This window comes from Sphingobacterium sp. UDSM-2020, assembly GCF_016132525.1.
GTDB classification, from domain to species: domain Bacteria; phylum Bacteroidota; class Bacteroidia; order Sphingobacteriales; family Sphingobacteriaceae; genus Sphingobacterium; species Sphingobacterium anhuiense.
This window is the reverse complement of sequence record NZ_CP066166.1, coordinates 3672203-3691061: the sequence shown is the minus strand read 5'-3', so window position 1 is coordinate 3691061 and position 18859 is coordinate 3672203. Positions and strand designations below refer to the sequence as shown.

Genomic DNA, 18859 nt, shown 5'->3' with positions numbered 1-18859 from the left:
GGATATGACCGAAGAAATACAACTCAAAAAAATAGATGAACTGATTCAAAATTTAGATTCTGAAACCTTATCCGCTTTAGAAAATATTCGAGAATTAAAAAGATATAAAAAAGGGGAATTTCTCTTACATCAAGATAAACTATGTCGGTATAGTTTCTGGATTGAACAGGGAATTCTACGAAAATTCTATTGGAATGATACGAAGGAAATTACAACCGAGCTTATTTTTGAACATGATATTGCGGTTTCATTTGATAGCTATGTACTTCAAAAACCCAGTAAAGAATTTATTCAGGCCGTCACAGATGTAACGGTTTACCAGACCGAAGCGCAATCATTTCAGATGCTTAAAGCAAAGTTCCCAAAACTGGTTGAACTTGATCTGATGATGACAGAATATTATGCGATGTGGCTCGAAAAAAGGTTATTTGAATTTCGAACACGCAATGCAACTGAGAGATACTTACAGTTACTCCGGCAACAGCCTCACATTATTCTTGAAGTTCCACTTACCTATATTGCTTCTTATTTAGGCATATCCCTGGAAACGCTGAGCAGAATCAGATCCAAAATTTAATTATTTGACCTAAGTCAAATGGAATGCAGATTCAATCTTAGAAATTTGAATTTTCATTTAAACATTCCATATTGTGGGTAACAAAAGTAGAATTATTGGGTTTGATTTAGCTAGAGCATATGCCATTTTTGGAATGTATATTGTCAACTTTAATATGGTGTTTGGGAGTTATAACGACACAAGTTCGGTCGGAAAATTTCTATCGCTTTTCAGTGGAAATTCAAGTACTATATTTGTCATGCTTGCAGGAATGGGAATAGCTTTGATGACCAATAGACCACATTATACGCACGAGGAGAGGAAAAAACTAAGACATACTGTTTTAAAAAGAGCATTGTTCCTATTCGTTTTAGGATTGTTGCTCAGCATATGGTGGCCAGCAGATATCCTGCATTTCTATGGATTATACCTATTCATTGCCACTTTTCTTTTATTTTTACCCACAAGATATTACCTGATCGCTAGTATTCTATCAATCTTGGTTTTCCATGTGTTCCTGCTTATTATTCCATTCGAAAAAGGATGGAACTTTGATACGCTTGAATATACCGATCTATGGTCGATACCGGGATTTATACGAAACACATTTTACAATGGCTGGAACAGTGTTTTTCCTTGGATAGCCTATTTTACCACCGGAATGTATCTCGGCAGATTAAATTGGACATTATTGATCACCAAAAAAAGGGTATTTCTGTTAGGTGCCGCACTTTTTATACCCGTTACCATATTACAGATCTGCGCTCAAAATATTTTTACCAATAAAGAATTGATAGAGATCATTACTGCAGATTACCTTCCTCCCCTTTTACCATTTTTGCTGAGCACAATAGGTTTTGGACTGATGCTGATCGCAGGTTTCATGTATAGCAGTTCGTTTTTTTTAGAAAATAAATTTATCCAAAATTTAGCAACAACTGGACAAATGACCCTCACCCATTACATTGCGCACTTAACCATCGGAATGATTATTTTTTCACTCCTCTCCGGTAAACCCTATGGAGCAAAGATCAATCAAACAGATTCTGTACACCCCTTGTGGATATTAACATTCTCTATAGTATATTTTATCTTCAGTTACTATTTCAGCAAAATATGGAAGACAAAATATAAGAATGGCCCCTTGGAAACGCTGATGAGAAAAATATCAAGTTGATACCTGAATGGCGATAATGATTTAGCCTGTATTACAACCACACGGCCAATCCTCTGCAACATGCATTTTCCGGTTTCCGACTTTCATAATGTGGTTAAATAATGTGGCGTTAAATACAATTTCTCGGCGTAGAATTTCACATTTCGTTCTTGTCTGGCATATTTTGTAACTTGTATCCAATAACTCAAAACAAACTAGGCGTATAAAAATACACCTATTAAAAAAACAATACGATCATGACAGCATACAAAACAGTAAATATAGAAAAGTGGAACCGGAAGGAACACTTTGATGCTTATCGTGATGCGATAAAATGCGGATTCAGTTTGACCGTTAAATTAGATATTTCAGCGGTTATTCCTTTTGTAAAAGAACAGGGATTTAAATTTTATCCTGTGATGATTTATCTGCTATCAAAAGCCGTGAACCAACATCCTGAGTTTAAAATGGGAATGAAAGATGGTGACTTGATTATTTGGGATTCTGTAAACCCGGTTTATACCGTCCTTCATCAGGACACAGAAACTTTTTCTGCACTTTCTGTACCCTATTCGGACAGCTTCCAGGATTTTATAGCCAGCTATAACGCGGTCCTTCAAAGAAATGAAAACAACAGGAGCTTCCTCCCTGAAAAAGCTCCCAAAAATCATTTTAATATTTCGGCACTTCCGTGGATTCATTTTGAGAGTTTTAACCTCAATATTGCTGATTTTACGGACTATTTTGCCCCCAGTTTTACTTTTGGAAAATACCAGACGGAAGGAAACAAAATCCTCATGCCATTGGCCATACAAGTGCACCATGCCGTTTGCGATGGCCTACATGTTGCCAAATTGATCAACACCTTACAGGAATTTTGCACGACCATTCAAACACTTAAATAAAGCTAAAAAGATAATGAAATCGATTTTAATTTAGCTCGAAAAACATATGGATATTAGAAAAGCAACACCGGCAGATCTTCCACAGATAAAAATACTTTATTCCCTGCTATTTGAACAGTTGGCAAACTATGAACCTGATTACCTTCAGCCTGCCCTTCAGGATGAAGCTTTTCTTCAGCAAGTAGTTGCCGCAGCAGATAATTTTGTTGCATTCATTTACACTATAGATGGGGAGGCAAAAGGTTTTGCCATTGCAAAATTAGAGGAAAGCCCCCCCTATAATTGTTTTGTTCCGTTAAAATGCATGTATTTAATGGATATTGTAGTTGATCAGAATATGCGCGGAAAAGGAATTGGAAAAGCATTGATTGACCGCATCAAGCAATGGGCAAAAGAGCAGGACGCAGATTATCTAGAACTAAGTGTACTGGCAAAAAATACCCTAGCAGAGGCATTGTATCTGCGTGAAGGTTTTGAAACCTTTAGTAAATCTATGCGAATGAAAATAAAATAGCAGGTTATTGATTTCAATAAAATGCTATCGTTAAATTAAAATATATGGAACGACTTAAAACCCTTAAGAATTTAATATGATAAGAATTGCTGTACAAGATGACTACAGTCATTTAATTGATATCTGGCTGGAAGCTTCCATAAAAGCACATCATTTTATAGATTCATCCTTCTGGATCAATAGCGCTCAAAAGATGAAAGATATTTATTTACCATCCAGTAAAACATGGATTTTGGAAGATGAATCGAATAGTATTAAAGGTTTTGTATCAGTCGTAGACGATCATATTGCAGCCTTATTTATAAGTCCTGCTCATCAAGCAGAAGGATACGGTTCTGCACTTCTGCAGTTCATAAAGACAAAATGTGATCAGCTTTCGTTAAATGTGTACGCCTTGAATGAACAAGCAATCCATTTTTATCAGAAACACGGTTTTCGGATTATCGAAGAAATGTTGGACGAAAATACAGGCGCAACAGACTGCCGAATGGAATGGAAGCAAAAATACATTTGAAACAATAAAATCCATTTATAAAAACAAAAAGCTAAAAAACATAAAATGCTATAATCGACTAGAGGAATGAAACAAAATATTTATGACCATCCCGTATTCTTTGAAAAATATAAAGACCTGCGGGATAATGATAAGGGGCTTAATGAATTGATCGAACAACCTGTAATCAGGAAACTGATTAAAAATCAGGCTGGGGCAAATGTTTTAGACATTGGTTGTGGGTTGGGACAGCAACTGGCCTATATACTAACGAAATCACCCGGGAGTGTTATCGGTGTGGATATATCAAGAAAAATGCTTGACGAACTTAGAAAAAGAATAACTTCAGATCATCTGGAACTCGCCTGTTCAGCCATAGAAGATTATGCTATCAAAGAAAACCATTTCAACTTGATCCTCAGCTCCATGACCTTACATTATGTTCAGGATTTAAATGGATTATTTGATCGCATTTACCGGGGACTTAAGAACGGTGGACAATTTATATTCTCAATTGAGCATCCCGTATGTACTGCCTTAATGAAAGGATGGGTCACAACAGAAGGAACAAAACTATGGCCGGTGGCTCATTATGCTATCGAAGGCATAAGACATCAAAATTGGTTTTTGGAAGGTGTTGTAAAATATCATCGCAAATTAAGTACAATAGTGATGGATTTAATAGCAGCCGGTTTTCACATAGATCATATAGAAGAGCCGGTACCAACTGCAACAGTACTAACTGCAAGGCCCGACCTTGAGCAGCATTTGGACAGACCTCCAATTTTAATCATCGCAGTATCCAAATAATCTTAAAACAAATCGCACAAAAACATGCCCGTCCCAAGAGATTAAATGATTTCATTGCATATGGTGGTGTTGCTGCAGCTATTGAAACCGTTAGTGGAAATATTTACACCGGAATCAGCATAGATACCGCCTGTTCAATGGGATGCTGCGCCGAACACAGTGCTGTAGCAGAAATGCTGAAAAACGGAGAAAGCCAAATCAGATCTATCGTAGCCGTAGATGAAAATGGAAATGCCTTCCCCCCCTGTGGCAGATGCAGAGAATTGATCAGTCAGTTAGCTAAAGAAAATCTTCAGACTACAATAGAAGTGAAGAATGGGATATTTAAAACCCTGGGAGAATTATTGCCTTACGATTGGAAAGAAGGTTTAGAACGAGAGTGGTAAAAGGAAAATGAAAAAAATAAGAGAAATTAACTTTACAGAATTTAGTACCATATATCAGCAGCATCTTGTAGCAGATTTTCCTGAAGAGGAAGTAAAACCGTTATATGTTATCGAAAATGCGTTCGCGGCTAATAAATATGCCGCTTATATATTGGAAGAAGATTCGCAGGTAAAAGCTTATGCGACTTTTATGTGGAAAGACAAAAATTTGCAGTTATTAGACTATTCTGCTGTCACCCGAGATAGCGGAAGAGGTCAGGGAATTGGTTCTTTTTTTCTTCAGGAATTGGCACATACTATAAAAGTAAAAGGCTTCATTATAGAATGTGAAGCTCCGGAAAAAGCCAGAGATAAGGAAGAGCAGGAAATAAGAGAAAAACGAATAGCTTTTTATTTAAGAAATGCCGCGCAGATGACTACAGTAACAGCCAATATTGTAGGTGTCGACTTACGTCTCTTGTATATGCCTATAGAAGCAGGATTGGAAAGTATTAACATTGAAACTGATTTTCTGAGTATTTATCACAACCTGGAGCCTAAAGAGTTCTACCTCAAATCTGTAAAAATCGTATCCTAGTAACAAAATATGTCTAAGGCTTCCGATATCCATGAAATTAAAAACCCGCAGGAATTCAAAGAGTTTTACTTCACAGACGATTCATATTTTAACCGCTTTTTTAAAAAACAAACCGGAATAACACCCCTGCAGTTTCGGAAAAACCATAAACATTAAGAATTATAGGAACCATTTATAGCAGCGTTATCCAGCACTTCAAAAGCGCTCTTCTATCATAGGCCAGTTTTTAAAAGATAACTTTTGTTTAAGCAAAATAAAAATTTAAGGCTATACCTTTAAAAGGTATAGCCTGAAAACACACAAAAGTTGGTAGCGAAGCAAAAGACTAATTCAAAGGCTTATGAGTACTGATCGCCACCCTGTTCCATGCATTGATCGTAATAATCGCCATTATAATCAAACCAACATACTCTTCATTAAACAGCTGAGCAGCCTGCTCATAGGTCTCCTCAGACAATCCATTTTGACTGATCAGCGTGATTTCTTCGGTCATAGCCAAAATAACACGTTCTTCTCTCGAGAATAACTCGGTCTCTCTCCAAGCATTTAATAAAAATATGCGTTGTGCCGTTTCGCCTTGATTCAAAGCATCGCTGGTGTGCATATTGAGGCAAAAGGCACATCCATTTACCTGGGAAGCTCTAATTTTAATAAGTTCCAGATGGGTTTTATCTAATCCTGAATTTTGAACAGCAGTATCTAGTGCTATAATTCTTTTATAAACACCTGCGGTTACAGCGGATAAATCAATACGTTTTTTCATTTTTCAAATCTTTTAAATTATATCATTCCTTAACATCTCACAACAGAACACGTAGTCGTCCAAAAACATTACCTTAAATAAGCATGTAAGTGCACAGCAGAGAGCGTAAATCCATGGTTAAAATAGAGCTTTTGTGCTGTGTGATTATCAAAACCGGTATCCAGAACTACTGCATCCATATGTTGAGACGAAGCCAATTCCCTAACATACATTAATAATTGGCTGGCAAATCCACGGCCTCTATAACTTTCTAACGTACATAGATCATCAATATAAATGATATGTCCACTGTGCAGAGTTGTCATGATACGATAACCAATAAAAGCAATAATTTGCTCTTTTTTAAAAATTCCCTTTAACGTATATTTTTCATGGGCAACCATTTCTGTTATACGATCCGACCATTTGCTTTTGGATAAATGGGGTCTCAGTACCAGAGCAACTTCTAAGCACTGTTGCATTTCTAGCGCTGACTGAATAGTTTTAATCTCATACGTATCTTCCATGTTCTATTTTTTTGTAAAATTAAAACACATTTTGAAGAACTAAATAGACCAGATTTCTAATAAAGGACAGCCCAGATCCAAATTACCTGATACTTTTTTTCAAGATTGCACAAGCTTCCATTTGCTCTTTTTCATCTAATGAAGCAAAGCCCATTCGAAGTCCGTTTGTTGCAAATAATTCATTTTTATAAAACAGACCATTGTCAATAAAAAGCCCATTTTTTGAAGCATTATCGGATAATTTTACTAGATCGATTGCTTTATCAAAAACGGACCATACCGCTAGTCCTCCCTCCGGAACTTTAAATTCAATTTCATTCGCAAAATGAACGTTGAGCAGTTCGCAGAACATATCCCTTCGAGCCTTATAGATCTTCAATGCTTTTCTATAAAATCTATTCATCTCCCCTTCCTTAAATAACGAAGCAAAAGCTTCCTCCAAAATCGTATCGCCTTGCCTATCGATAAGCTCTCTTAAGACCGTAGCGGCACGAATAAAACTGGATGGCCCAGTCATAAATCCAATACGTAGTGCAGGAGCAAAAGTTTTAGTGACCGATCCGATATAGATAACATTTTCATTATGGTCTATACTGGCTAAAGGCAAAAAAGGTTTATTGGCATAATGAAAATCAAAGTCATAATCATCTTCAATAATTGCAAATTTATGCGCCTTAGCAAGCATCAGAAATTTCAACCGGCGTTCCATACTCAACGTAACGGTCGTAGGGCAATGATGATGGGGAATTAGATAGACTGCTTTTATCTTTTTTTTCTTCAGTATCTTTTCAAGGTAATCGACATCCATTCCATACTCATCCATTGGAACCCTTAACAGCTGGGCACCGGTTTGTTTAAAAATCTCATCAGCCGTGGCGTAATTTGAAACCCCTACTGCAATCAGATCTCCCTGTTCAAGCAGTAGTTGAGCCGATAGATAAATACCCATCTGGCTTCCCTTGGTAATCAGCATATCATCTGCATTAACATTTAATCCACGGGTTGTAGAAAGATAGTCACATAACGACTCTCTTAAATTTTCGGATCCTTTTGCGTTACCATATTTTAAGAAATTACGGCCATAGAATTTTCGGGATATACTTCTGTACTCCCGCATTAATTCATCTATTGGAGCAAGCCTGACATCCGGAAAACCATCATCAATTGCTAACTGCGTTTTTTGATAATTCTTACTTAAAATGGTATGTGTAAACTTATTCGTCCATATAAATGCATCCTGCTTTTCCGTTTGGTTTTTTACTTCATGCCTATCCTTTTTCGTTAGAATAGGCAAACTAGATAAGACATACACGCCTTTTCGTTCCACAGATTCCGTCCAACCCTGACTAATTAATTCTTCATAGGCCAATTTAACTGTATTGCGATCAATGCCGATCAATAACGCCAGATTTCGGGTACTCGGTAATCTATCGGCCGGTTGCAGGGTACCATCTGTTATTAATGCTATAAAATGATTACATACCTGAATATAGAGCGATACAGAAGACGATCTGTCAATATGTATTAAAGATTTATAAGGCAACATCTGGGCTGTATATTATATATTTTTTGGTATACAAATGTAAGTCAATTTACATCTATTTTTGTCAAAAAAATAAATATGAGCTCACAGAATAAGGAATTAAAAAACCTGCTGGTGATTAATTCAAGTGCAAGAAATAGAAACGCTAAAAGTAGAAATCTCGCCGAAACCTTGATCGGACATTGGCAAAAAATACAGTTAAATACTAAAATTCAACATCGCGAATTGGGAAACCAATCCATACCCCATATCACAGAAGAATGGATCAGCGCAGCATTTAAACCAATAGAAAACAGAACGCAGGATGAATTGAATGCTTTAAAAAAAAGCGATGAATACATTAAAGAATTAAAAGATGCCGATATCATCGTTGTTGCTACACCTATGTACAATTGGTCGATACCCAGTAGTCTAAAAGCTTATATTGATCAAATAGTTCGTATCAACGAAACCTGGAAATACAATCCCGATAATATCCAAAATCCATATATCGGACTCCTAACAAATAAAAAGGTCGTTTTATTACTGACAAGAGGATCTCAGGGATATGAAAAAGGTGGCTATAATGAACATATCGATTTTCAGACCGATTATTTAAAAAGGGTTTTCCATGTCATTGGGATCGATGAAATTTATGTCATAACCCTCGATGGAGCTGCAAATAATCAAGAAGAATACAACAAGAATATAACCATAGCACATCAAGAAACGATTGAGCTTATCAAATCCATTAGCTCTTAATATCGTTATGTAATCCTTGGTTTTAAAGTAAATACATCATTAATAACGTAATTGAAAGCTACTAAAGGCGAAGAGTTGTCCAACAGAAAGAGATGACTTTGATTATCTTATTTTTATTAAAACATCAACGGGCTCTCATTTTTTAAATTAAACAAATACATCCATATTATACGATTACTAGAAAAACGAAAATGTAGGTAAGATTTCGGTTTTTAGCTAGATACAAATGCCCTTAAAGCGCTATAGATAAGGCGCTTTTAAGGCATTTGTATTATGAACCTTCTGTTCAACTGTTAGAAGGACAATTTGCTCTTTATCGATTTATCGCTCTACTAAAGCCTTTACGATTTCTCCATTTTGATCTACAATTTTTGTATCTGTCCTTAATAAAAGGTACCACTTTCTAAAAGTTCCTATGAATACGAGTAACATTAAAAGCATAGCCAAGATAGCCAATGAGGCCAAAAGCATCTGACCTTTAGGGAGATAAATATCCGTAATCTGCAGATATCCGGCCCAGAAAGTGATCGACGCCATGAATACTCCCGGTAGAGCCGTACATAATGCATATTTACCCCTGTTCATCCGAAGCAGCATGGTGGTACACACAATCAATCCGCAGGCGGCCAGTAATTGATTACTAATGCCAAATAACGGCCAGATACTACTGACATTACCCGTGAACACCAAGTATCCCCAAGAAAGTGTAAACAGAGCACTGCACAACCAAACTCCCGGTTTCCAGTCTTTATCTTTAAATGCCGGAATCACTGAACCCAACATTTCCTGCAAAAAAAAGCGCCCTACCCGGGTACCTGCATCAATTGCTGTCAAGATAAATACCGCTTCAAACATAATGGCAAAATTATACCAATAAGCCATAATATCATCCATAAATGGGACTTTATCAAAAATATGTGCCATACCGACAGCCAGCGAAACAGCACCTCCGGTACGTCCATGCAGATCCACACCAATCCGCTCAATAAAATGAGGCAGATCTACGGTATGAAGATGTGGATGAAGCTTCAAAAATTGCGCATAATCATCCACAGGTGTATTGATCGCAAAATAATCTCCCGGCATTAAGGTACACGCTGCAATTAAGGCCATAAGTGCCACAAACCCTTCGACAAGCATCGCGCCATAACCTACAAAGAGTATTTCTCTTTCTTTACCCAACATTTTGGGAGTAGTACCCGTTGCGATGATCGCATGAAAACCCGAAATAGCACCGCAGGCAATCACTATAAAAATGAAAGGAAGCACAGGCCCACCGATAACCGGACCGCCACCATGAATAAAACTCGTCAGGGCAGGCATCTGCAACGTTGGATGGACAAATATGACACCAACAGCAAGCATCAGTATCGTACCGATCTTCAAGTAAGTCGAAAGATAATCGCGGGGTACTAAAAGAAACCAGATCGGTAGCACGGAAGCAAAAAAACCATAAACTGCGATTGCGATCGAAATCGTCTTCACATCCCAATCAAATAGATCATGGATAACCGGTATTGCCATTAGCCGATGCCCCCCAATAATACCTACGAGCAGTAAAATACCGCCCAATACACTAGCAAGTGTCACCGATCCAGGACGATAACGCATCAGTAACCCCATAAATATAGCTATGGGCATTGTGAGTATGATCGTAAATAAAGACCAGGGTGCTTCATGCATCGCACTTATGCAGGCCAGCGATAGCCCAGCAAGCGTCAGGATCAAGATAAATAAAACCGCAATACCGGCAATACCACCTACGATAGGCCCTATTTCCTTCGCTGCAATAGTGGCCAAACTCTGTCCTTTATGTCGTACAGATGCAAATAGAACGACCATATCGTGAACTCCCCCTCCTAATACACAGCCGATCAAGATCCATAATGTCCCGGGAAGATAACCAAACTGCGCCGCCAGTACAGGTCCAACGAGCGGACCTGCTGCCGCAATAGCAGCGAAATGATGACCAAACAACACTTTACGGTCCGTCTTTACATAATCGTGACCATCGGCAAACTCAACTGCCGGCGTTGCTATGGTATCGTTGAGCCGTAAGACCTTTCTGGAAATAAAAATTCCGTAAAAACGATATGCGATCGCAAAGATCAAAAGCGAAACAAACACCAACGTTAAGGCATTCATATTATCGAGAAATTCAAATGTAGCGACCATAATAAAGGATTGATAAAAAAACAACAAGCAAAAAACAGTCCGTTATTACTAAGCATAACATCTAATTTCAAATACTTTAGCATATTTGTCACCATGTGTTTTCTTGGCTACAAAACGCACACGATCCACCTTACTTGTATTAAAAGAATGTGCTACCTTCCGTAAGAAATTGTCTTTACATTCAATTTTATGCAGCAGACGATCTTTCAGATAGCACTCAACCTGATAATCACTAATGGTCTCAGGCTGCGGACCCCGTACTTGATTTTTCATCGTTCCATTTTCTCCAGAAAGTCTCAGATGCCTATTCAGACCTGTATCAAAAGTAAATTCGATTAAAGACAGCTCCTGTGGGCTTTTCCATTTTAACTCCAAAAACTGCTCACCCGAACTCATCGCCGCACGCCATTGATGTAATTTACCATCGGCAATATCACGGTTTATACCATCGGTTACCAGATTAGCCAAACCACCATCCGATTCACTGCTTGCAGTAATGGATGCCAGCAAAGCCAGATCTTTCTTGTCTAAATTCTTAATATTCAGAATCGCTTGATCCTGTCTCAGCAACAGCTGCTGATATTCCTGCAACTTTTCCTTATTTCCAACAATTTGATTGACTTTCATTTTATTGTTCACCGCAAAAGCAACAGCCGTCCCTATGGCCTGCCCCAATGTTGCGCATGTTGCCATTACCCGTGTTGTAGATAAAGCAACATGGGTAACCGAAATATTTCTTCCGGCCATCACAAGATTATCAACAGAGTTACTATATAAACAGCGCAAAGGAATTGAATATGGACCTTTAAGACCGATAGATCGAAATGGACTTAACGAGGTATCGTCCATCCCTGCAGGGAGATGATCATCCAATGGCCATCCACCATAAGCTACCCGGTCTTCAAAATTTTCCTGCTTAAGCACATCATTCTGTGTCAGAACATAATCACCCTTGATCCGTCTGCTCTCCCGTTTCCCCGGAATAGCCCCATGCCACGACAGTGCCCAATTAGCGGATTCAGGGTGGTTTCCTGAGTTTTTGATGTAGTCCCAGACACCGAATACCACGGCCATGAGGTCATGTCTTATTTTCTGACCGTCTTGAACAATATTTTCCAGTCCCCCCAGCTCAATCCACCAGTATCCATATTCCCAAGAATGAATCTTCCGGTGTTTGAAATCTTCAAACTGATACTTCCTCGCCCAGGAAGGTGCCTTAAAAGGCATAGGTCTATCGTGTTCAGTAGATTGAAACAATAAACTGTTTCCCATGGTGATATCATCACGCTTATCCAGACCTAGAGGTTCATTGTATTCAGATTTAGCCTCCCTTCCACGCATGAAATCTGCCGCGGCCAAAGCAGCCAAAGTACCATCACCGGTACAATCTGCGAAATACTGCGCTTTTATATCGTAGATTTCCTCTGTTTGCGAGCAATAAGCTTTGATGGATTCGATACGCTTCCCTTTTCGGACCACCTCATACAATGAAGTATCAAAAAGTAAGGTGATATTGGGGTTTGTCAGCACCTTATCGTACATAACATAATCCAACATTTCCCAGCAGCGCTGGGGGTTGATGGCCGCCTCTGTCAGCAAAATTTCTTCCAGAAGTCCAGACTCCCGCCAGACTTGATTTAATTGCGACGCCCCGCAGATATGCATGCGGATTTCTGAACTTGCATTTCCACCTAATCGCGAACGGTTTTGAATGAAGATAACCTTCATCCCATTGCGGGCTGCGGCCAAAGCGGCACAGACACCTGCCATCCCACCCCCTGCAACAAGAAAATCTGTCTTAAGATTTCTTGTCACAAAAACATCCGACGCAATAAATGCACTATGCTCGGCAGCCCCACCTGAAGAATCAGCAGGTTCATCCCTGCTCATACCAAACACCGGGTTTACCAATAGGGCTCCAGACCCGATTCCTAAATTTCTTAAAAATGATCTTCGATTATTTTTCATAATTCAACAGTTTATAAATAAGTTCTTTTTGATTTTGCAATAAAATTGTACTTTGTGCTTTATCCATTAAAATTTCTTTGGTTCGCAGGTTCGGCCGGCTTAAGCTTCTTAAAACCACCAATTGCAGATGCGGTTTAAGCTTTTCCAGATCTTTCAGCAAGTTATTATACCGTTCGGGATCAGCATAGTAAGCTGCTCCCAATTTTCTCCAGGCATAATGCGGAATATAGTCATCATGTGAAAAAAGTAAACGGACCAAAATCGGCTCTGCCGCAACGACCTGATCACCAGTTAACTTCTCCAGGTAATATTCTTGGTAAGAGGCGTTATTGGATGTTGCGAAAAAATCAGCGAATTGATGTTGTTTATAAACCACATCCAGCTGATTCCGAATCAATTGTTTGATGTTCCCATTCACAATATGCCATAACGCATAGACCGTATATAAAGCTCCGGGCACTGTCACATTTGAAAAGACTTTCAATGTCGGACGAGTTATTGCATCCAGTTCTACCGAATATTTTTGTTCCTTCTTGTCCAGAAACTCTTCCACAGCATAATCCCGGATCGGAGAGAGCGTATCAAGCAAGATTTCCTGTAATAAATCATAATCCGTCTGATCAAAATACTGATGGTCAAATTTGGTAAATACCTGACCTTGGGGAACTGAAAAATGATCATATTCGCCCATCAAATTCCAGAACAGCTCTACTTGAATAGGAAGACATACCTTATCATTGCAAATATCCGTCGCGAGAAAAGTATGATAAAAGTAAGCCGAGGTCTTTTGATCCTGAATCAGATTTACCTGTATTTCAAGGGTGTCATTTACCCGGTATTCAATCGAGACTTCTGGAACAATAGGTTTCTGTTGTCCTTTCGATTGAAAAGACAGCAGAAACAAAAACAGGATCATCCAATGGTTCATCATAAGCCCCTACCCCTTCCAAAATATTAGTTTTAAGCCCTTCATCAATAGTTGGGATTTTGAATTAAACCACTGGTTAACACCTCCGTTGAAGGAATAGGCCATAAATATTGCTTTGAAGCATCAAACTTCCGAACCGCAATGGTTTTGACTAACCCCTGTTGGTGGAAGGAACTAAAATCAGGTAGACCATCAGCATCTATTGCAGGTGCATTCGGAAGAAACCATTTACCCGTTTTAACCACTTTCGCCAAGAGATCCGCAGGATCCAAAAGACCATAGTTTGATTTATTCAGAGCTTTCTCCGCTAATTTCCAGCGGATCAGATCCATGTAGCGTAATCCCTCTAGCGCAAATTCCATCCTTCTTTCCGTTCGTAAAGCCTTTCTTAAACTCAGTTGATCGGCAGCTTTTACAGCAGGGTAATCTGGCGAATGAAATTCGACACCATAAGCCCGCGCTCGGACCATATTGATCGCGTCCGCAACACTTTGATCGATATCATTTAATTCAATCTTAGCTTCGGCATAGATTAATAACACATCAGCATATCGGATAATAATATTATCCGGTTCCGTTTGCCAGCTATTTAACAACCAATCGCTGTCCACACCTTTTCGCCAGACCAGACCATTAAAAGATGCATATTGAGCATTGACACGATTATCATTATTGACCACCATTTTACCCGTTGAAATTTTCAGTACATTGACAGCCTCAGGATGTGGTGTGTAGATATAATCAAGCAACGGTTCATCAAAAGCGGCAATGGTTTCTTTGCATCTAGGATCCCGGTTGATAAACGGATTTGAAGGAACAAATTGCGGTGATTTATCCACCTCTAATCCGTCTGTGCACGTGAATGCAAATAACAGATCCCAGGAAGGATCTTTCGCGGCCCAACCACCGGAATTGCGTGAAATAAAATTCTGACGATCGCCCAAAGCAACTTTTAAAGCAATAGATCTGGGTAATAAAAAGATACTTTCGGCTGATTTTTTTGTCGAAGACAGAAAAAGATTCGCAAAGCTAGGATGCAGGCTGTACTGTTTGAGATCCATACAGGCTTTGGCCGCATCGCGTGCAGTCGCAAAGTCCCCCCTATATAAGGCTATTCGGCTTTTCATCGCCATAGCAGCCCCTTTTGTCGCACGCTGCAGTTCCGTACTGGTGTTCTTTAATTTTAAATTTGCGATGGCATAGTCAAAATCTTCATATATTTTCTGCAGGACGAACTCAGGTGTTGACTGTTTCAGGTTTTTCGCCTGCTCAATATCCAAGATATCGTCGGTATAGATCACATGTCCAAAGTGGCTCAACAAAGTCGAATACATACATGCCCGCACGAATCTAGCCTCAGCAACAAAAATGCTCAACTGCACCGGAGATAGTTTATCTTTCGCCCTGTCGGCTCCTTTGATAATCGTGTTTGCGCGGGCAATCGCTTTATACGTATCCAGCCACCAGGTCTTAATAAAGGCAGACTGACCATTCAATGTCGCATTGGTCACTTCTGTCAAACCATCTCGATAGATCCAGTCATCCGTCCAGTCGTCCAGATCTTTTTTCCAGAATACCTCTTTATAAAGTCCGTTCAAAGACATTTCCAATTCTTCCGGTGTACTATTCCACGTTTCGCTCGACCCATCGGATAAAGGATTAAGATCAAGTGAGTGACAACCCTGCAACAGGATAAAACCACAAATCAAGAGAACTATATTTTTCATAATGATGATTTAAAATTTTAATGATAACCCCAGTAAAAATGAGGTCGTGATGGGGTAAGCAAAACTTGTCAATTCCGGATCCCAGCCTTTAGGATATTTATTAGCGGTAAACAGATCGCTGATTGTTCCCGAAATCCCAAGCCCCTTGATTTTATATTTGGTCAATAAACCAGTAGGGATATTATAATTAACTCCAATTGTTTTTAATCTGAAATAACGGCCGTTAAACAACCAAAAATCTGACATCGCGTAGTTATTATTAGCAGAAGTGTTAGAATAACGGGGATATCGCGCAGCACTGTTTTGTTCTGCGGTATTGTAATTGGACCAGGTCTCCCCATCTAAAATCATAGGAAAATTTCCCCAGTTTTGTTGATAAGGTTGCACCATATCGGTTGTAAGGCGCACATGCTGTTTGCCCACCCCTTGAAATACAAAAGAAAAACTCAAATCTTTATATCCAATATTCACCATACCGCCGTACATATAGCGTGGTAGAGATCCTCCGAGCAGTACCCGATCATATTCTGGCGATATTTTCCCATCCGGTCCCCCTTCTGGACCCGAGATATCGCGGTATCGTACATCCCCAGCTTTGACATTCGCATTCAGCACAGCCGAATTGCTCACCTCTTCCTGTGTCTGGTACAGTCCGTCAGACACGTAACCATACCACTCATTAAATTGACTTCCCTGGATTTTAATTTGATCACCTAAAAATTCTGTTCCTCCCAGATCTCCCATTACCGATTTAAAATCCGAGAGATTAACATTTACGCCATAACTAAAATCGCCTACCCTATCCTTCCATCCCAATACCAGCTCCCAACCTTTGGTATGCATCTTACCCGTATTTTGATTTGGGTTATCAAATCCGATGTACTGCGGGATCTGCAGTTCCAGTAACATATCATTGGTAATCTTCTTATAATAATCAAAAGTAAAATTTAACCGATTACTGAAACCGACGTAATCCAGTCCTACATCAAAAGATTCTGTTTTCTCCCACGAAATATCACGGATGGCATACTGCCATTGTGCCGCCGATTGCGCAGAAACGACTTCATTGCCTTTGTAGAATAAGGAGCTGTTTTCAAATTTTAACAATGCCTGATAGGGATAATTACCGATACGTTCGTTTCCTAAAGTACCATAAGAGGCCCTGACCTTTAAAAAATCAACCCATGAAATATCCTTTAAAAAACTTTCCTGACTCACAGTCCAGCCGACAGAAAAAGAAGGGAAAGTACCCCAACGGTAGTGCGGAGAAAAGCGTGAAGAACCATCGTAACGCACATTGGCCTGCACAAAATATCTATCGTCAAAATTGTACATGATACGTCCAAAATACGAGCGGTAGGCATTTTCGTAAGCCCCACCGGCATTATCCCTGAATTCGAGCGGACCTAAGTTCAGGTAAGGATAATTGGTCAATAAATACTGATCTCTTGAGGCAGACAAATTCTCATTAAAATAATAGTAGGATTCATATCCAGCCAGCACATTGAAATTATGTTTTTTAATGCTTTTTTGATAATTAGCTAAAAATTGCGCAGTATATTCATAGCTTTCGATGCGGCTTTCATCCAGACTAGTTTGGTTATATCCATTGATAAAACCAATATTTTGAGCAGGATTGTTCCAGGCGGTATAGGGAACTTTTTTGGTAAACAGTTTCGATTTATCGAAATTTAAAAGTGGCGAAAACACACCCGTCAATTTCAATCCTTCCAAAGGTTTGACATCCAGAGCCAATTTACCGGCGATCTGATTGTACTGGTAGTTTTTAAAGCCGCCCTGAGTGAGCATGCCGTAGATATTGTCACCATCTTTGCCCGAGGCTACGCGCCCGTCCTGCCACTGCCCTGCGTATATAGGAGCAGTTATACCGATACGGTACATAGGGTCTATGGAAGGATTTTCGTTGATGCTGCGTTTAAAATTGATATCAATAATCGATGAAATAAAATCATTGATCTTCACGTCATTGTTCACACGTGCAGTGATCCGTTTATAATTGCGGTCCATATATAGGCCATCGGCATGGTCATATCCAAGAGAAAAACGTGTACGCAATGCTTTTCCTGCACCGGTTACCGAGAGCAGATGCGACTGCCGGGGAGCCGAATTTTTCAGAATCATTTTTCTCCAGTCTGTCATGGGATACTGGTCCGGGTTTTCAGCATTATTTTGTCGATAATTATCAATCATATCTTTGCTATAGATCGGGTATTTATTTTCATTGTTGTTGTTATCGTTCCAGCGCAACTCGTTACTTAATTGTAGATACCTCACTGCATCTACATAATCCGGCAATTGCGTAGGTTTTTCAAAACCATATTCGCCGTTATACTCCAGCGCGACTTTCCCCTCTTCACCGCGCTTCGAAGTAATCAAGATCACCCCGGCGGCCGCCCTTGCCCCATATATAGAAGCTGAAGCCGCATCTTTCAATACCGTTATGTTCTCGACATCATTTGGATTGACGGCATTCATGTCGGCAATCGGAACACCGTCCAATATAATAAGCGGGTTCATTCCCCCTTCAGTAATCGTTGTAATCCCCCGTACCCGTACTTGAGCCGTACTACCCGGCGCATTATTGGATCGGGTGACCATCACACCCGGCACCGATCCCTGCAGTGCTTGCGACAGCTGTGTGGATTTACGTACCTGGATATCCTTGCCCGATACCGTCGAAACAGCTCCTGTCAGATCCTTTTTCTGAACAGATCCGTAACCGATGACCACAACTTCGTCAATGGTACCTGTATTGGTTTTCAATCGGATAAGAATCGCATTTTTACTACTTGAGGTCGCTACAAAATGTTTGACAGAATCAGCAGCATAACCTACATGATGCCCATAAATGGAATAGCTCTCCCCTTCTACCAAGGGGCTCAAGATGAATAATCCGTCATGATCAGCAACAAAATTCCATTTCTTGTTCGTTTTCTCATGAATGAGATCGATGGTAGCACCGGGTAACGAATTTCCCTCGGCATCCACAACTTTGCCGCTAACTTTCAGGTTGGACTGGGCAAATCCTACAGAAAAGTATAGAAATAGCTGTCCCATTAGCATTAATTTGATTAAAATATGCTTCATAAT

17 protein-coding genes are annotated in these 18859 nt (G+C 39.5%); 9 read left to right on the top strand and 8 right to left on the bottom strand.

What is annotated here, in order from left to right:
• Window positions 1-4: 4 nt before the first annotated feature.
• The 8 genes from JAZ75_RS15445 (at window position 5) to JAZ75_RS15410 (ending at window position 5397) form a co-directional block, all read left to right on the top strand.
• Entirely contained in the window at window positions 5-577 is a 573-nt protein-coding gene (locus JAZ75_RS15445; protein ID WP_208696522.1) for a Crp/Fnr family transcriptional regulator, read from the top strand.
• Between the two features lie 73 nt (window positions 578-650).
• Complete coding sequence (locus JAZ75_RS15440) at window positions 651-1733, top strand: DUF418 domain-containing protein (protein ID WP_208696520.1); 1083 nt, start codon at window positions 651-653, stop codon at window positions 1731-1733.
• Window positions 1734-1969: 236 nt separating this feature from the next.
• Entirely contained in the window at window positions 1970-2617 is a 648-nt protein-coding gene (catA, locus tag JAZ75_RS15435) for a type A chloramphenicol O-acetyltransferase (protein ID WP_208696518.1), read from the top strand.
• A gap of 46 nt (window positions 2618-2663) precedes the next feature.
• Entirely contained in the window at window positions 2664-3131 is a 468-nt protein-coding gene (locus JAZ75_RS15430; protein ID WP_208696516.1) for a GNAT family N-acetyltransferase, read from the top strand.
• Between the two features lie 76 nt (window positions 3132-3207).
• A complete protein-coding gene (locus tag JAZ75_RS15425) occupies window positions 3208-3645 on the top strand; it encodes an N-acetyltransferase (RefSeq protein WP_208696514.1) in 438 nt (145 codons plus the stop codon).
• Between the two features lie 66 nt (window positions 3646-3711).
• Complete coding sequence (locus JAZ75_RS15420) at window positions 3712-4434, top strand: class I SAM-dependent methyltransferase (RefSeq protein WP_208696512.1); 723 nt, start codon at window positions 3712-3714, stop codon at window positions 4432-4434.
• Window positions 4425-4820: a cytidine deaminase family protein gene (locus JAZ75_RS15415; RefSeq protein WP_208702479.1), complete on the top strand. Its 396-nt coding sequence runs from the start codon at window positions 4425-4427 to the stop codon at window positions 4818-4820. Before JAZ75_RS15420 ends, JAZ75_RS15415 begins: the two co-directional genes overlap by 10 nt.
• A gap of 7 nt (window positions 4821-4827) precedes the next feature.
• Window positions 4828-5397 (top strand): hypothetical protein, encoded by a 570-nt coding sequence (locus tag JAZ75_RS15410; protein WP_208696510.1) that lies wholly within the window; start codon window positions 4828-4830, stop codon window positions 5395-5397.
• A gap of 325 nt (window positions 5398-5722) precedes the next feature.
• Here the strand turns inward: JAZ75_RS15410 and JAZ75_RS15405 are convergent, their stop codons facing one another.
• The 3 genes from JAZ75_RS15405 to JAZ75_RS15395 all read right to left on the bottom strand — a co-directional run bounded on the left by JAZ75_RS15405 (window position 5723) and on the right by JAZ75_RS15395 (window position 8212).
• Complete coding sequence (locus tag JAZ75_RS15405; protein WP_208696509.1) at window positions 5723-6160, bottom strand: carboxymuconolactone decarboxylase family protein; 438 nt, start codon at window positions 6158-6160, stop codon at window positions 5723-5725.
• 68 nt (window positions 6161-6228) lie between these two features.
• Window positions 6229-6666, bottom strand: coding sequence for a GNAT family N-acetyltransferase (locus JAZ75_RS15400; protein ID WP_208696507.1), 438 nt, complete (start codon window positions 6664-6666; stop codon window positions 6229-6231).
• An 82-nt stretch (window positions 6667-6748) separates the two neighbouring features.
• Window positions 6749-8212 (bottom strand): PLP-dependent aminotransferase family protein, encoded by a 1464-nt coding sequence (locus tag JAZ75_RS15395; protein WP_208696505.1) that lies wholly within the window; start codon window positions 8210-8212, stop codon window positions 6749-6751.
• A gap of 75 nt (window positions 8213-8287) precedes the next feature.
• Here JAZ75_RS15395 and JAZ75_RS15390 point away from each other — a divergent pair, with 75 nt between their 5' ends.
• Window positions 8288-8950 (top strand): FMN-dependent NADH-azoreductase, encoded by a 663-nt coding sequence (locus tag JAZ75_RS15390; protein ID WP_208696503.1) that lies wholly within the window; start codon window positions 8288-8290, stop codon window positions 8948-8950.
• 321 nt (window positions 8951-9271) lie between these two features.
• On the opposite strand, the gene JAZ75_RS15385 is transcribed toward JAZ75_RS15390, so the two are convergent.
• From JAZ75_RS15385 to JAZ75_RS15365, 5 genes are read right to left on the bottom strand one after another with little or no spacing between them, the layout of a single operon-like run.
• A complete protein-coding gene (locus JAZ75_RS15385) occupies window positions 9272-11125 on the bottom strand; it encodes a carbon starvation protein A (protein WP_208696502.1) in 1854 nt (617 codons plus the stop codon).
• 48 nt (window positions 11126-11173) lie between these two features.
• On the bottom strand, window positions 11174-13093 hold the full coding sequence (locus JAZ75_RS15380; protein ID WP_208696500.1) for an FAD-dependent oxidoreductase: 1920 nt from the start codon (window positions 13091-13093) through the stop codon (window positions 11174-11176).
• Window positions 13083-14024: a hypothetical protein gene (locus JAZ75_RS15375; RefSeq protein WP_208696498.1), complete on the bottom strand. Its 942-nt coding sequence runs from the start codon at window positions 14022-14024 to the stop codon at window positions 13083-13085. The genes JAZ75_RS15380 and JAZ75_RS15375 overlap by 11 nt, the downstream gene beginning before the upstream one ends.
• A gap of 41 nt (window positions 14025-14065) precedes the next feature.
• On the bottom strand, window positions 14066-15748 hold the full coding sequence (locus JAZ75_RS15370; RefSeq protein WP_208696496.1) for a RagB/SusD family nutrient uptake outer membrane protein: 1683 nt from the start codon (window positions 15746-15748) through the stop codon (window positions 14066-14068).
• 9 nt (window positions 15749-15757) lie between these two features.
• The gene (locus JAZ75_RS15365) at window positions 15758-18856 is read right to left on the bottom strand and encodes a SusC/RagA family TonB-linked outer membrane protein (protein ID WP_208696494.1); all 3099 of its coding nucleotides are present in this window, start codon (window positions 18854-18856) and stop codon (window positions 15758-15760) included.
• Between the last annotated feature and the right edge of the window lie 3 nt (window positions 18857-18859).